Genomic DNA, 13,908 nt, shown 5'->3' with positions numbered 1-13,908 from the left:
GGTGGGTCAGGAGCGGGCCATCGCGCGCGTGGCCGCCACCGGGGTCCCGGTGATCTCCTGGGTGATCTGCTCGACGGTGCGGCCGCGGGTCTCGAAGGTCGCCACCAGCGCGGCGAGCCCGGCGAGGACCGAGATGACCCCGAAGAGCAGGAAGAACACGAACTGCGTGGTGTGCATGGCCAGGACGAACCCGACCAGCGCCGGCATGACGAGCCCGCCGACCTTCTGCCACGCCGCGGCCCAGCCGAGCCCGGTCGCGCGGCTCGCGGTCGGGTAGAGCTCACTGGCGTAGGCGAACAGCGTGCTGCCGGCCAGGCCGCTGCCGAAGAACGTCGCCAGCGAGCCGAGCAGGATCACCGCGCCGGCGGCGGTCGTGGTGCCCCAGACCAGGCACAGCAGTCCACTGAGGACGAACCCGGCGCCGAGCACCACGCGCCGGCCGATCCGGTTGATCAGCTGCCCGGCCAGGATCGCGCCGACCACGCCGGCGGTGGTGATGATCGCCGTGTAGCCGAAGCTCTTCAGCAGGCCGACACCCTGCTTCTCGAGGACCGAGGGCAGCCAGCTCGACAGCCCGTAGAGGAATGCGCCGGCGCAGACCTCCATGAACCAGAGAGCGACCGTGTAGCGGAGATAGCGCCGGCCGACGAGCGTGCGCACGCTGCCCCGGGTCTCGGGTGCCTCGTGGTGCTCGGCGGGTGCGCTCGTGCCGGTGCCGCGGCAGAGCGTGTCGACGATCGCCGTGCCGGCGGCGACGCGGCCGCGGCGCAGCAAGTAGCGCACCGACTCCGGCAGCGTGGCCAGCATGACGGCGCCGACGAGCACCGGCACCGTGGCGATCGCGAACATCGCCCGCCAGCCCCACACCGGCACCACCGCGGTGCCGACCGCGGCCGCCGTCGGCAGGCCGATCAGCCAGGCGGCCGTGGCCGCGGTGACGAGCGGCCCGCGGTGGCGGGACGGCACGAACTCCGCGATGTAGGGCAGGGCCACGGCGATCTCCGCGCCGAGCCCGATCCCTTGCAGCGCCCGGAAAGTGACCAGTGCGCCGAAGCTGGGCGCGAACACGGCCGCCAGTGAGAACACCGCGTAGACCATGATCGTGACGGCCAGCGGGACCTTTCGGCCGAACCGGTCGGACACGGTGCCGGCGACGGCCGCACCGACGAGCATCCCGGCGAACAGGACCGAGGAGAACACCCCGGCCGATTCGCTGGTGAGGTGGAACGTCTTGATGACACCCGGCAGGACCACCCCGGTCAGGTTGATGACGAACCCGCACAGGAAGTGTCCCAACAGGACGGTTACGTAGATCTTCAGGTGCCGTGCGGTGAACGCCGACTCGTCGAGCCTGGCGAGCAGCGCACGGGACGATGCGGTGGGGGACGGGGGCATGGCGGGCCACCTCTCTGTGGCATGGACCAGCGGTTGTGCGCTCTGCGGACCCCCCCTCGGGTCGTGCCTGCTACCGGTCGTCGAGGTTGCCCTGGACGCTGTGGTAGAGCCCGGAGAGCGCGGGCAGGAGCTGCGCGCGGACCTCGGGGGTGAGGCCCGCGGTCAGCTCGGCGGTGAACTTGTCGAGCGCGCGCCGCGCGGCGTCCCGCGCCTCCACCCCTTTGGCGGTCAGCTCGAGCTGCATGGTCCGCCGGCTCTTGGCCGACGGCTTCCGGGACAGGAATCCCTGGGTGACCAGCTTGTCGACGCTTTCGGACATGGTCGACGGGTTGCGGTGCGCGAGCTTGCACAGCGCGGTGAGCGACGTGTGCCCGGCCCCGACCCTCGACAGGATCCGGTACTGCCGGATGGTGAGCGGCTGCTCGAGGCCGGCCAGCAGTTCCGTCTGGAGCCGCGTCAGCCGCCCGCCGAGGGCCAGCAGGACCTCGCCCAGGGAGGCGTCCGGCCCCAGCTCGTCGAAGGTTTCGGTGTCGCGAGTTGTCACTTTGGTCCCCGTACGTTCCGGTACCCGAAATAACGTCGGCGCCGACTGTACGTCCGGGAACGGCCCGCTGGGAAGGGCCGATTTCGTGACCCGCCGAGTTTTTCAGCCAGTGAAAAGCGGGATGGCCGCCGCGGCGGCCGGGGTGAGAACTTCGGGTGCCGACCCCCGACCGAAGGAGCTTCTGAGGCGCGATGGCAGCGTTCGCCCGAAACCAGTGGTACGTCGCCGCTTACGGCCGCGAGGTGGGGCGTGAGCTGTTCGCCCGAACGGTGCTCGGTGAGCCGATCGTCTTCTACCGCACCGAATCCGGCGAAGTCACCGCGCTCGCCGACCGCTGCGTGCACCGCCGCTACCCGCTGTCCGAGAGTCGCCTGGACGGCGACCGGATCATCTGCGGCTACCACGGTTTCACCTACGACCGCGCCGGTTCGTGCGTGGCCGTCCCGGGCCAGAAGCGGATTCCCCGCACCGCGCGGGTGCCGTCGTACCCCGTGGTCGAGCAGGATTCGTTCGTCTGGGTCTGGATCGGCGACCGCGACCTGGCCGACCCGGCCGCGATCCCGCGCGCGCCGTGGCTGGCGGATCCGAACTACACCACCGTGAGCGGGATGGAACCGCTCGCCGCGCGCTACGAGCTGCTCGTGGACAACCTGCTCGACCTCTCCCACGAGACCTACCTGCACGGCGGTTACATCGGGACGCCGGAGGTCGCGGAAACGCCCATCACCACGGAGGTCGACGAAGACCGCGGGATCATCTACGTCAGCAGGCACATGGCCGACGCGGAGTGCCCGACGTTCTACGCGAAGTCCACCGGCATCGAGGGCCGGATCACCCGCTGGCAGGACATCGAGTACCACCCGCCGTGCCTGTACCTGCTGCACAGCCGGATCGCGCCGGTCGGCGTGCTGCCGAACGACGACGGCACCGACCCCGACGGCTTCCACGTCGAGGTCGTCTACGCCATCACCCCGGAGACCGAGCACAGCACGCACGACTTCTGGGCCGTGGCCCGGGACTTCGCGCTCGAGGACCAGGGCGTGTCCGACTTCCTGGCCGAGAACAACCGCACGGTGGTGCTGCAGGACGTGCGCGCGCTCGACATCCTCGAGCGCGTCATCGCCACCGAACCCGAGGGGTACCAGGAGCTTTCGGTCAACATCGACACCGGCGGACTGGCGGCGCGGCGCATCCTCGCGAAACTGGCGGCCTCGTGAGCGCCCGCGTGGCGATGCTGTCCGGCGACGCGGTGGTCCGCATCCACTGGAAGCTCGGCACCGACGTGCTCGTCGGGGTGTGCCACTGCGGCGCCGAGCACGAGTCGGAGGACCCGGTGGAGCTGTGGGAGTGGCTGCTGGCCCACCCCGACGGCCACGAAGCGGGGGAGCGATGAGCGTTTCTCCCGACCTCGAGCTGGACGTCGTGCTGGCGGCCAAGGAACGCCTCGCCGACGGCGTCGTGCGGCTGACCCTGCGTGCCCCGGACGGCGCGGCCTTGCCGTCGTGGGAGCCGGGCGCGCACGTCGACCTGGTGCTGGGCCCCGACCTCGTGCGGCAGTATTCGCTGTGCGGCGACCCGGCCGACCGGTCGGTGCTGCAGGTGGCCGTGCTGCGGGAGCCGGACGGCCGCGGCGGGTCCGCCCACGTCCACGAGCGGCTGACGGACGGGGAGACCCTGCGCGTGCGCGGCCCGCGCAACCACTTCGCGCTCGGACCGGCGTCGCACTACCTGTTCGTGGCGGGCGGCATCGGCATCACGCCGATCGTGCCGATGATCGCCGCGGCCGAGGCGGCGGGTGCGCGGTGGCGGCTGCTGTACGGCGGCCGCACACGGGCGTCGATGGCGTTCGCCGCCGAGCTGCGGGACCGCTACGGCGACCGCGTCGAGCTGGTCCCGCAGGACGAGCGCGGCCTGCTCGACCTCGACGCGGCTCTGGCCGCCGAGCCGGGCGCGGCCGTCTACTGCTGCGGCCCGGAGCCGCTGCTGGCGGCAATGGAGGAGCGCTGCGCGCCCGGCACGCTGCACGTCGAGCGGTTCACCGCGAAACCGGACACCGAGGCGAAAACGGCGTTCGAGGTCGAACTCGCGCAGTCGGGACGCACGGTCGTGGTCCCGGCGGACCGGTCGGTGCTCGAGGTCGTGGAGGAGTCGGGTGTGCAGGTCCTGTCGTCGTGCCGCGAGGGTACGTGCGGGACGTGCGAGACCGGCGTCCTATCGGGCGTGCCCGACCACCGCGACGCCGTGCTCACCCCGGCCGAACGCGAGGTGGGCGACGTGATGATGATCTGCGTGTCGCGCTGCGCGGGCCCGCGGCTGGTGCTGGACCTGTGACGCGCCGGGTAGCGTGAGGCGATGACCCGGCGAGCCGAGCCCGGCGCCGGCACCTCGGTGACGAGCAAGGTGCTGGCGCTGCTCGAGGCGTTCACGCCGGACGCCACGGAGCTCAGCCTGAGCGAGCTGGCCCGCCGCTCGGGCGTCTCCCTCGCCACCGCGCACCGGCGTGCGGCGGAGCTCGTGGAGTGGGGCGCGCTGGAGCGCGACGCGGCGGGCCGCTACCGCGTCGGGCTGCGGCTGTGGGAGGTGGCGTCGCTCGCCCCGCGCGGGCTGGGCCTGCGTGACGCGGCCATGCCCTTCCTCGAAGACCTGTACGAGGTGACGCACGAGAACGTCCAGCTCGCCGTGCGCGAAGGCCTCGAGGTCGTGTTCGTCGAACGCATCGCGGGACGCGACGCGGTGCCGGTGTGGACCCGCGTCGGCGGCCGGTTCGCCCTGCACGCCACCGGGGTCGGGCTGGTCCTGCTGGCCCACGCGCCCGCGGCCGTGCAGGAGGAGGTGCTCGGCGCGCCCCTGCGCGCCTTCACGCCCAAGACCGTCTCCGATCCCGCCCACCTGCGCCGCATGCTCGCCGACGTCCGCAAGCTCGGCTACTCGGTGAGTGACGGCCAGGTGACCGTCGACGCCCTGTCCGTCGGGGCCCCGGTCTTCGCCGCGGACGGCAGCGTGGCGGCCGCGGTGTCGCTGGTCGTGCGGGCCGACAGCACGCAGCCGAGTGCGCTGGCGCCCCTGGTGATGGCGGCGGCGCGGGGGATCGGCCGGGCGCTGGCGGGCGGGCCATCGCGGGTCTTCCCGGCCGGGCGGCCCCGGTGACGCTCACCTGGTGCGGAACCACTTCCCGTCGCGCAGTTCCATCGTGGCGTCGTCCAGTTCGGTTTCGATGAGCTCGACGTCGACCTTGACCGCCCGGGTGGGGATGTCGACCCGCGTCGCCGACGCGTCGACGCGGGACCGGTCCACCGTCGCGGCCCGCATCGCCCGCTTCTCGTCCGGGGAGTACATCCCGAACTGGATCTCCATCGAGTGTTCGCACGGGCCGAAGTCGCCGCGTCCCCGCTTCTCGGCGGCGATCCGGCCGATCTCGCACGCGGTGGCGACGTCCTCGTTGCCGATCGCGTGCAGGTAGGTTTCGTAGCGCCCCACCGCGTCGTCGCCCACCGGCTCCGTCGTCGGCTTGGCTTCCGACGTCTCGCCGGGCTCACCGGACGACGTCGCCGCCGGGAACAGGCCGCTGCCCGAGCCGGTCGCCGAGGTGTCGCTCCCGCCCGAACACCCCGCGAGCAGCAGGGCGACGCCGGTGACGAGCAGGGGGAGTGCGCGAGCGGACATGGAGTACCTTTCAGGTCGGTCGAGGTAGTCCGAGGCTAGCGCCGTGACCAGGCAACTGTGACACTTTTGCATGAATTGCCACGAACGGGGACACGGGCGGGCTATCGTCTGCCACCGCGAGCGGACACAGCGAGGGGAAGCGGCAGGGGATGAACGACACCTGGAGTGTGCCCGGGTACGCCGAAGTGGACGTGCTCGGCACGGGCGGCTTCGGGCGGGTCGTGCTGGCCAAGCACGAGGCCTCCGGGAAGATGGTGGCGATCAAGTACCTGCGCGCCGAATTCCTCGCGGACCCCCGGATCGCCGACAGCTTCCGCCGGGAGGCGTGGCTGCTGTCCGGCGTGCGGAGCCCGCACGTCGTCCGGCTCTTCGACTTCGTCGAGACGCCCCAGGGCGCCGCGCTCGTCATGGAGGCGGTGCCCGGCGTGTCGCTGCGCGCGCTGCTCGTGGCGGAGAACGTCCTGGCGCCCGAGGCGGCGCTGGCGATCCTGAAGGGCTCGCTGCTCGGCCTCGCCGACGCGCACGCGGTCGGCGTGGTCCACCGCGACTACAAGCCGGGCAACGTGCTGGTGTCGCGGGAAGGCGAGTCGAAGCTGGTCGACTTCGGACTGGCCACTTTGGACGGCCACAACGGACTGACCGCCGGTTCCCCGTCCTACATGGCGCCCGAGCAGTGGGCGGGGCAGCCCGGCGTGCCCGCCACCGACGTCTACGCGGCCACATGCGTGTTCTACCAGTGCGTCACCGGGCACCGGCCGTTCGAGGCGGACACGAGCGAGCAGCTGCGCGCCCTGCACGGGGGAGCGCCGGTGCCGATGGACGCGGTGCCCGAGGCGCTGCGCCCGCTGATCCTGCGCGGCATGGCGAAGGACCCGGCGTGGCGCCCGGCGACGGCGCACGCCTTCGTCACAGACCTGGAAGCCATCGCGCGCAAGGCCTACGGCAAGAACTGGGAGAAGCGCGGCTGGAAGCGGCTGGCCGCCTCGGCCGCCGCCCTGACGGCGCTGACGCCGTTGGCGCTCCTGACGACCGCGGGCACGGCCGCCGCGCCGCTCGCCGCGGCCGGTGCCGGAGCCGGTGCGACGGCCACCGGCGCCGGGACGGGGGTGACCGCGGCGGTGGTGGGCAAGATCGCCATCGCGGTCGCGATCCTCGGCGGGCTCGTCGCCGGCGGCCTGCTGCTGATCCCGGGCGGGGACGACCCGCCCGCCCCGCCGGCGCCGCTGACGGTCGCCCTGCAGTCGACGACGGGCCGGGACCCGGCGCTGCCGATCACCTACGACCTGCAGTACCCGCAGGTGTCCGGCGGGCCGGACGCCGCGGTCCGGCAGCGGACCAACGACGCGTTGAAGGCCCCGGTCGACAAGCGGCTGAAGTCCATCCACGACGGCGTCGCCGAACCGAGCACGCTGGAGCGGCTGCGGCAGGACGGCGAAACGGTCGGGGTGCGCACGACGGCACGCGTCCTGCGGCAGACGCCGGGGCTGCTGTCCGTGCGCTACGACCACGACCTCGACTCCGACGTGCTCTCGCACACCACCTGGCGGTTCCCCGAAGCGCTCACCGTCGACCTCGCCACCGGGCAGGTGCTGGGTCCGAAGGACATCTTCCGGCCCGAGATCCTGACGGCCGCCGGGATGCGGACGCTGACCCAGCGGCTGAGCCCGCACACGAAGAACGGGTTCTGCACGGTGCCGACGGTCGAGGGGTACCCGGAGCGACGGGTCAGCATCGACACCGCGGACCGGCCCGCCGGCGGCGACCACGTCCCGGCGGCGACGTTCGGCTTCACCGAGGCCGGCGCCGAGTTCGAGATCCTGTGGTACGACCTCGGCTGCGCCACGGAGGCCGGGAACGAGTCGGTGGTGCTGCCGTACGCCGAGCTCGACGACCTGCTGCTGCCGAAGTTCCTGACGCTGCTGGGCAAGACGGCGCCGAGTGCGTCGCCGACCACTTCGGCCGCTTCGTCTTCTTCGACGTCGGCACCGCCGCCCGTGGCCGGGGACACGTACACGAACGCCCGGTTCGGCTTCACCACGCTGGTGCCGCCGGGGTACACGGCGTCGTCGTGGGTCCCGGAGAACGGCGAAGGGATGCGGTTCACCAACGCCGCCCTCGGCGCGACGCTGACGGTGTGGGGAACGAACTCGGCGGGCGTGCGACCGTCGGACAAGCTGGCCCAGGTGGTCGCCTCGGTGGAGGGCGACGGCGGCCGCGTGACGTTCCGGAACGCCGACAGGAACGGCTACACGATTTCCGGCTTCCAGGGCGACGGCAAGATCTTCTACGAGCACGAGGCGTTCGGAGCCGGGTCGACGGCCGGGTTGCGCTGGGTCTACCCGGCCGCCCGCAAGACCGACCTCGACCAACCGGTCACCGACACGGTGGAGGCCTTCAAGCCCGGCGACCTCTCCCGGCCGCACTGAGAAATTTTCCGGCCGGGTGTCGAATCCCGGGTGGGCTGTTCGTGGCCTGGATGAGCGGCCGCCACGAAGGCGCCGCCACCGATCGCAGGAGACGAGATGTCGCAGCCGGTAGCCCGCCGCATGTACGACCTGGTCGAGCCCCTCGGCCTGGTGCCCTACTTCGCCGACGAGTCCGACGAAGCCCTGATGGCGCTGGGCCTGCGCAACTCGTGGGACGCCTATTTCGCCGGCCGGGCGGCGCCGTTCGGCCGGTCGGTGCCCGCCGACGTCGTCCACGCGATCTTCTACAACTTCGCCCCCGGCGAGGTGGCCCGCCACATCCCGCGGGTCTGGGACCTGACCACGCCGGAAGCGGCGTTGGCCGCCCGCGAGCGGGGCTGCGTCGCGGGCATGCGCCGGATCCTCGGCGACCTGGCCGACAACGCGAGTGTCGCGCGCGCCGCCGACCTCCTGCTCAAGGCGGCGACCAGCGCCCCGGTGGAGGGACGCCCGCTCTACGCGGCCCTGCGCGCGCTCCCGGTACCGCGCGAGCCGGTGGCACGGCTGTGGCACGCGGCCACCCTGCTGCGCGAGCACCGCGGCGACGGCCACACGGTCGCGTTGATGGCCGAGGGCATCGGCGGAACGGAGGCGCACGTGCTGCACGCCTTGTCCGTGGACCTGCCCGCCGAGAAGTTCGGCCGGGTCTGGCACCTGCCCGCCGCCCAGCTGAACGCGGTCATCGACGGGATGCGCGCCCGCGGTCTGGTCGGCACGGACGGCTGGCTCACCGCCGAAGGCCGCGCCGCGAAGGCCCGGGTCGAGGCGATGACCGACCGGCTCGCTGAGGTGCCGTACCACGCGCTGACCGCGGCCGAGTTCGACCGGCTGGTCACCGACCTCATCCCGATCTCGGCGGCCTTCCGCGCGGTCTTCCCGATATAGGCCGGACGTGCCTCGGCGGCTCGCGTCCCGGCGGGTTTCGGCCCGCGCGGCGATGGTCGCGAATGACTCATTCGCGACGTTGGTGGTCCCGAATGAGTCATTCGCGACGTCGTGCGGCTGCGTGGCGGTGGCGTTCGGTCTGGCGTGGGCGGCCGATCTGGTGTCCGGGTGCGGGTTTCGGCCCGCGCGGCGATGGTCGCGAATGAGTCATTCGCGACGCCAGCGGTCCCGAATGGGTCATTCGCGACGTCGTGCGGCTGCGTGGCGGTGGCGTTCGGTCTGGCGGGGGCGGCCGATCTGGTGTCCGGGTGCGGGTTTCGGCCCGCGCGGCGAAGGTCGCGAATGAGTCATTCGCGACGCCAGCGGTCCCGAATGAGTCATTCGCGACCTCGCGCGGCCGCGCGGCGCTACTCCCGAACCGGCCCGACCGGCTCGTCGAACCGTTCATTACCCAGCACAGCGAGCAACTGCAGCTTCTCGAACGCTTCCGTACGCGGAGGCGCGGTGAGCACCAGCAGCGCCTGAGACTGGTCCTCGGTGAACAACGCCTGGCAGTCCACCTCGATCTCGCCGAGCTGCGGGTGCACGAGCACCTTGTGGTCCTCGAACCGCTTCGCGACCTCGTGCCGCTCCCACAGCCGCGCGAACTCCTCGCTCTCGCGGGTCAGCGCCCGCACCAACTCACCCGCTCGCGAGTTCGGCCCCATCGAACCGTGGGCGGCGCGCAGGTTCGCGACCAGCGCACGGCTCTGGCGATCGCGGTCGTGCTCCGGGTAGATCAGGCGCTCGCGGGGATCGGTGAACCAGCGGTAGATCTCGCTGCGCGCCAGTCCCGTGTGCTCGGCCGGGCCGCCGTAGAGCGCCTCGGCGAGGCGGTTGCGCACCAAGACTTCGCCGAGGTTGGACAGGATCAGTGCGGGCGTGTCCGAAAGCCGGTCGAGCACCCGCAGCAACGCCGGGGCCACGTGGGCGGCCGTCGCCGCGGGGGAGGGGGCCGTGCGGCCGGCCACCTCGAACAGGTAGTCGCGCTCGTCGTCGGTCAGGCGCAGCGCGCGGGCCAGCGCCGTCAGGATCTGCTCGCTGGGCTGCGGACCCCGGCGCTGCTCCAGGCGCGTATAGTAGTCCGTCGACATCCCGGCCAGCGACGCGACTTCCTCCCGGCGCAGCCCGGCCGTGCGACGGCGCGCGCCCGGCAGGACGCCGACGTCCTCCGGCCGCAGCTGTTCCCGCCGCCGTCGCAGGAAGGCCGCCAGTTCCGCTCGATCCATGCCTCCAGTATCGCGCCCGGCGCGGGCGCAACCAGGGATCGCCGATCCCCCGATGAGCGGTCTCTGCCGCCGGTGCCGCGGCCCGGTGAGACTCGGGGGCATGGACATCACCGGAAACACCCTCTTCATCCCCGGCGCCACCAGCGGCATCGGCCTGGCGCTCGCGCTCGCCCTCAAGGACCGGGGCAACACCGTCGTCGTCGGCGGTCGCCGCACCGAGCTGCTCGAGAAGATCGCCGCCGAGCACCCCGGCATCGGCACCGTGCGGATCGACACCACCGACGCCGCCAGCATCCAGGCCGCGGCCAAGGAGGTCATCGCCCGCTACCCCGAGCTGAACGTGCTCGTGACCATGGCCGGCATCATGCGCGTCGAAGACTGGCACCAGCCCGAGACGTTCCTCGAGTCCGCCGAGGACGTCGTCACGACCAACGTGCTCGGCCCGATCCGGCTGATCGGCGCGTTCGTCGAGCACCTGCGGACCCGGCCGGACGCCACGATCGTGACCGTCTCTTCGGGACTGGCCTTCACCCCGCTCAAGGTGACGCCGAGCTACAACGCGTCCAAGGCGGCCATCCACATGCTCAGCGAATCGCTGCGGCTGCAGCTGGCCGACACCTCGGTGCGGGTCGTCGAGCTGGTGCCGCCGTCGGTGCAGACCGACCTCCTGCCGGGCCAGGCCGAGAACGACCACGCCATGCCGCTCGACGCGTTCATCACCGAGGTCATGAGCCTCTTCGAGACCCAGCCGGATGCCAGGGAAATCCAGGTCGAGCGGGTCAAGTTCCTGCGCTACGGCGAAGTCCGCGGCGACTACGACGACGTCGTCGCGACGCTCAACGGCACCGACCCGCACTAACGCCGAGCGGCGGCCTCGGGCCCCAGGACGCTCAGCAGGGCCAACGCCTCGGCGTCGCGGGAGCCCGGCGGCGCGGTGTAGAGCACGAGGTGCTGGTCGCGGTCGGTCAGCGCGAGGGAGTCGCAGTCGACGGTCAGCTCCCCGACCGCCGGGTGCCGGAACGTCTTGCTGAGCACCGGCACCGCCTGGATGTCGCGGCGGTCCCAGAGCCGGGCGAACTCCGCACTGCCGTCGAGGAGCTCGTCCACCAGGCCGGTCACCGCCGGGTCCGCCGGGTACCGGGCGAGGGCACCACGCAGTTCCATCACGACGTGGTGGCGGAACTCGGCGAGGTCGGAGATCCCGTACAGCACCGCGTCCGGGCGCGACGGCCCGAGGAACGCCCGCCGCGCCAGGTTGCGCTCGCGCGGGGTGAGCTCGGCGAAGTCCTCCATGAGCGCGGCCGCCAGCTCGTTCCACGCGAGGACCTCGAACACCGCGGACGTCACGAACGCGGCCGTCTGCGGGAGCCGTTCCAGCAGCGCCAGGATGCTGGGGCGGACGTCGCGGCGGTGCGTGCCGGTCCGGACCGGCGCGGTGCCGGCCAGGACGTGCAGGTGGCCGGACTCCGCGTCGGTCAGGCGCAGCGCGCCCGCGATCCCGGCCAGGACCTCGCCGGACGGCCGCGGCGCCCGGCCCTGTTCGAGCCGGACGTAGTACTCGGTGGAGATGTGCGCGAGCACCGCGACCTCCTCGCGGCGCAGGCCCGGCGTCCGCCGCCGCGGTCCCGACGGGAGGCCGACGTCCTCCGGCCGGAGCCGCTCGCGGCGGCTGCGGAGGAACGCCCCGAGCTCCTGCTTGTCCATACCCCCAGTGTGCGCGCCGGGCGGCCGCGGAGCCTGACACCGTCTGTACCTGTCTCCGGCTCGCGGACCGCGTGACGCTGGGGGCATGACAACCAGCACTCCGATCGGCCTGCTCACCGGCAAGGTCGTGGTCATCACCGGCGCGAGCCGCGGCATCGGCGCGGCCGCGGCTCGCCTGTTCGCGAAGGAAGGCGCCGCCGTCGTGCTCGCCTCCCGCGGCACCGACGCCCTCGAGCGGATCGTGACCGAGATCCGCGCGGACGGCGGCGTCGCCGACGCCGTCGCGCTCGACCTCGCCGACCGGGCGAGCGTCCGTGCCGCCGTCGACCGGGTCGGGCAGTTGCACGGCAGGCTCGACGGCGCGTTCAACAACGGCGCGGCCATCCAGCGGCCGGGCCCGCTCGACACCACCAGCGACGAGGACGTCGACGAACAGTTCGCGGTGAACTTCCGCGCGCACTGGACGGCCATGACGGCCGAGGCCGCGCTGATGCGCCGCGACGGCGGCGGGGCGATCGTCAACACCTCGAGCATCGGCAGCCGCCGCGCCAACCCCGCCTTGCCCGCCTACGGCGCCATGAAGCGAGCCCTCAACAGCATCACCGAGACGGCCGCGGTGACCTGGGCGAAGGAGGGCATCCGGGTCAACGGCATCACCCCGGGCGGTACGGCCACCGAGATGATCGACAGCTGGGAAGCGGCCACCCCCGGTGTCGTCGAGCGGATCACCGCCACGACCCCGCTCGGCCGGATGGCCGAGCCGCGCGAGGTCGCCGAGGTGGCGGCGTGGCTGCTCAGCGACCGCGCCTCGATGGTGACGGGCGCGATCATCCCGGTCGACGGCGGCGCGGGCGCCTGACGCCGTTACCGCGCGGCGGTTTCCAGGGCCGTGCGGTATGCGCGGTTGACGGCGATGAGCTCGTCGAGGGAATCGCGGGTGCGGACCAGCTCGGCGATGTGCTCGGTGAGCCGGTCGCGTTCCCGCAGCATCCGGGCCGCGGCCGCGTCGGCGGTTTCCTCACCGGGGGAGTCGACGCACGGGAGCAGGTCGGCGATGGTGCGGCTGCTGAGCCCGGCGGCGAACATCCGCTGGATCGAGCCGACGCGCTCGACGTCGTGCTCGGTGAAGTGCCGTTGCCCGCCGGCACTGCGCCGGCTGGTCAGCAGGCGCTGCTGCTCGTAGTAGCGCAGCGACCGGACGCTCACCCCGGTCCGGGTGGCCAGTTCACCGATCCGCACATCGTCCTCCTGTGTCCTGTGGCGACTCCTCGCATCAAGCGATCCGCGCGCCGTAGAATTCCCGCGGATCCCGGGCCAGCGCGGCCTTGACGTCGGCGCTCCACTGGTCGGCCAGCACTTCGAGCTCACCGGCTTCGAGCCCGTCGAGTGCCGCGTCGGCCACGGTCGAGGGCGGGAGCTTCGGGCCGTCGTAGTCCTTCGTCATGTCGGTGTCGACGACGCCGAGGTGGACACCGGTCACGGTGGTGCCCTGCTTGGCCAGCTCCAGCCGCACCCCGTTGGTCAGGCTCCACGCGGCGGCTTTCGACGCGGCGTAAGCGTTCGAGCCCTCGATGGAGAACCACGACAGCGCGGACAGGACGTTCACGATGGCGCCGCCACCGTTGGCCTTCAGGACGGGGGCGAACGCGCGCACCATGTTCAGCGTGCCGAAGAACTGCGTCTCCATCTCGAACCGGATGGTGTCGAGATCGCCGGTCACCAGGTCGGTGTAGGTCGAGACCCCGGCGTTGTTGATCAGGACGTCGACGTCCGTGGCGGCGGAAGCGGCCGCCGCCACGGACGCCGGATCGGTGATGTCGAGACCGATGGGGGTGACCCCGGCGAGATCGACGCTCGCGGGGTTGCGCGCGCCCGCGTAGACCTTCGCGGCGCCTCGGGCGAGTGCCGCGCGCGCCAAGGCGTTGCCCAGTCCGCGGTTCGCTCCGGTGATCAGGATCCTGGCTCCGGCGATCTTCATCAGCTT

15 protein-coding genes are annotated in these 13,908 nt (G+C 72.3%); 8 read left to right on the top strand and 7 right to left on the bottom strand.

Annotated elements, in window-relative coordinates:
• Positions 1–6: 6 nt before the first annotated feature.
• Together QP939_RS46305 and QP939_RS46300 are read right to left on the bottom strand one after the other, a co-directional pair.
• Positions 7–1,395: an MFS transporter gene (locus QP939_RS46305; RefSeq protein WP_285453196.1), complete on the bottom strand. Its 1,389-nt coding sequence runs from the start codon at positions 1,393–1,395 to the stop codon at positions 7–9.
• 70 nt (positions 1,396–1,465) lie between these two features.
• Entirely contained in the window at positions 1,466–1,939 is a 474-nt protein-coding gene (locus tag QP939_RS46300) for a MarR family winged helix-turn-helix transcriptional regulator (protein ID WP_285453195.1), read from the bottom strand.
• Positions 1,940–2,130: 191 nt separating this feature from the next.
• Here QP939_RS46300 and QP939_RS46295 point away from each other — a divergent pair, with 191 nt between their 5' ends.
• From QP939_RS46295 to QP939_RS46280, 4 genes are read left to right on the top strand one after another with little or no spacing between them, the layout of a single operon-like run.
• Positions 2,131–3,156: an aromatic ring-hydroxylating dioxygenase subunit alpha gene (locus QP939_RS46295; protein ID WP_285453194.1), complete on the top strand. Its 1,026-nt coding sequence runs from the start codon at positions 2,131–2,133 to the stop codon at positions 3,154–3,156.
• On the top strand, positions 3,153–3,332 hold the full coding sequence (locus QP939_RS46290) for a hypothetical protein (RefSeq protein WP_285453193.1): 180 nt from the start codon (positions 3,153–3,155) through the stop codon (positions 3,330–3,332). Before QP939_RS46295 ends, QP939_RS46290 begins: the two co-directional genes overlap by 4 nt.
• Positions 3,329–4,270: a PDR/VanB family oxidoreductase gene (locus QP939_RS46285; protein WP_285453192.1), complete on the top strand. Its 942-nt coding sequence runs from the start codon at positions 3,329–3,331 to the stop codon at positions 4,268–4,270. Before QP939_RS46290 ends, QP939_RS46285 begins: the two co-directional genes overlap by 4 nt.
• 21 nt (positions 4,271–4,291) lie before the next feature.
• Entirely contained in the window at positions 4,292–5,086 is a 795-nt protein-coding gene (locus QP939_RS46280; RefSeq protein WP_285453191.1) for an IclR family transcriptional regulator, read from the top strand.
• Positions 5,087–5,089: 3 nt separating this feature from the next.
• On the opposite strand, the gene QP939_RS46275 is transcribed toward QP939_RS46280, so the two are convergent.
• Positions 5,090–5,602: a hypothetical protein gene (locus tag QP939_RS46275; RefSeq protein WP_285453190.1), complete on the bottom strand. Its 513-nt coding sequence runs from the start codon at positions 5,600–5,602 to the stop codon at positions 5,090–5,092.
• Between the two features lie 149 nt (positions 5,603–5,751).
• Between QP939_RS46275 and QP939_RS46270 the strand changes: the two genes are divergently transcribed.
• On the top strand, positions 5,752–8,028 hold the full coding sequence (locus tag QP939_RS46270) for a protein kinase domain-containing protein (protein WP_285453189.1): 2,277 nt from the start codon (positions 5,752–5,754) through the stop codon (positions 8,026–8,028).
• Between the two features lie 96 nt (positions 8,029–8,124).
• The gene (locus QP939_RS46265) at positions 8,125–8,952 is read left to right on the top strand and encodes an SCO6745 family protein (RefSeq protein WP_285453188.1); all 828 of its coding nucleotides are present in this window, start codon (positions 8,125–8,127) and stop codon (positions 8,950–8,952) included.
• 407 nt (positions 8,953–9,359) lie between these two features.
• Here the strand turns inward: QP939_RS46265 and QP939_RS46260 are convergent, their stop codons facing one another.
• Entirely contained in the window at positions 9,360–10,220 is an 861-nt protein-coding gene (locus tag QP939_RS46260; protein WP_285453187.1) for a helix-turn-helix transcriptional regulator, read from the bottom strand.
• A gap of 100 nt (positions 10,221–10,320) precedes the next feature.
• Here QP939_RS46260 and QP939_RS46255 point away from each other — a divergent pair, with 100 nt between their 5' ends.
• The gene (locus tag QP939_RS46255) at positions 10,321–11,079 is read left to right on the top strand and encodes an SDR family oxidoreductase (protein ID WP_285453186.1); all 759 of its coding nucleotides are present in this window, start codon (positions 10,321–10,323) and stop codon (positions 11,077–11,079) included.
• Here QP939_RS46255 and QP939_RS46250 read toward each other — a convergent pair.
• Positions 11,076–11,924, bottom strand: coding sequence for a helix-turn-helix transcriptional regulator (locus QP939_RS46250; protein ID WP_285453185.1), 849 nt, complete (start codon positions 11,922–11,924; stop codon positions 11,076–11,078). The genes QP939_RS46255 and QP939_RS46250 overlap by 4 nt on opposite strands.
• A gap of 85 nt (positions 11,925–12,009) precedes the next feature.
• Here QP939_RS46250 and QP939_RS46245 point away from each other — a divergent pair, with 85 nt between their 5' ends.
• Positions 12,010–12,783, top strand: a complete 774-nt coding sequence (locus tag QP939_RS46245; protein ID WP_285453184.1) for an SDR family NAD(P)-dependent oxidoreductase — start codon at positions 12,010–12,012, stop codon at positions 12,781–12,783.
• 5 nt (positions 12,784–12,788) lie between these two features.
• On the opposite strand, the gene QP939_RS46240 is transcribed toward QP939_RS46245, so the two are convergent.
• On the bottom strand, positions 12,789–13,163 hold the full coding sequence (locus tag QP939_RS46240) for a MerR family transcriptional regulator (protein ID WP_285453183.1): 375 nt from the start codon (positions 13,161–13,163) through the stop codon (positions 12,789–12,791).
• Between the two features lie 34 nt (positions 13,164–13,197).
• Complete coding sequence (locus QP939_RS46235) at positions 13,198–13,902, bottom strand: SDR family oxidoreductase (protein WP_285453182.1); 705 nt, start codon at positions 13,900–13,902, stop codon at positions 13,198–13,200.
• Positions 13,903–13,908: the final 6 nt, after the last annotated feature.

This window comes from Amycolatopsis nalaikhensis (assembly GCF_030264295.1).
Lineage (GTDB): Bacteria > Actinomycetota > Actinomycetes > Mycobacteriales > Pseudonocardiaceae > Amycolatopsis > Amycolatopsis nalaikhensis.
The sequence above is the reverse complement of the archived record's forward strand: the minus strand, read 5'-3'. Positions and strand labels throughout refer to the sequence as shown.

What these genes read in the sequence shown, in the direction of transcription:
- QP939_RS46305 (WP_285453196.1), bottom strand. Translation starts at nt 1,395, where the DNA reads ATGCCCCCGTCCCCCACCGCATCGTCCCGTGCGCTGCTCGCCAGGCTC.
- QP939_RS46260 (WP_285453187.1), bottom strand. Translation starts at nt 10,220, where the DNA reads ATGGATCGAGCGGAACTGGCGGCCTTCCTGCGACGGCGGCGGGAACAG.
- QP939_RS46275 (WP_285453190.1), bottom strand. Translation starts at nt 5,602, where the DNA reads ATGTCCGCTCGCGCACTCCCCCTGCTCGTCACCGGCGTCGCCCTGCTG.
- QP939_RS46285 (WP_285453192.1), top strand. Translation starts at nt 3,329, where the DNA reads ATGAGCGTTTCTCCCGACCTCGAGCTGGACGTCGTGCTGGCGGCCAAG.
- QP939_RS46270 (WP_285453189.1), top strand. Translation starts at nt 5,752, where the DNA reads ATGAACGACACCTGGAGTGTGCCCGGGTACGCCGAAGTGGACGTGCTC.
- QP939_RS46235 (WP_285453182.1), bottom strand. Translation starts at nt 13,902, where the DNA reads ATGAAGATCGCCGGAGCCAGGATCCTGATCACCGGAGCGAACCGCGGA.
- QP939_RS46255 (WP_285453186.1), top strand. Translation starts at nt 10,321, where the DNA reads ATGGACATCACCGGAAACACCCTCTTCATCCCCGGCGCCACCAGCGGC.
- QP939_RS46280 (WP_285453191.1), top strand. Translation starts at nt 4,292, where the DNA reads ATGACCCGGCGAGCCGAGCCCGGCGCCGGCACCTCGGTGACGAGCAAG.
- QP939_RS46250 (WP_285453185.1), bottom strand. Translation starts at nt 11,924, where the DNA reads ATGGACAAGCAGGAGCTCGGGGCGTTCCTCCGCAGCCGCCGCGAGCGG.
- QP939_RS46295 (WP_285453194.1), top strand. Translation starts at nt 2,131, where the DNA reads ATGGCAGCGTTCGCCCGAAACCAGTGGTACGTCGCCGCTTACGGCCGC.
- QP939_RS46265 (WP_285453188.1), top strand. Translation starts at nt 8,125, where the DNA reads ATGTCGCAGCCGGTAGCCCGCCGCATGTACGACCTGGTCGAGCCCCTC.
- QP939_RS46245 (WP_285453184.1), top strand. Translation starts at nt 12,010, where the DNA reads ATGACAACCAGCACTCCGATCGGCCTGCTCACCGGCAAGGTCGTGGTC.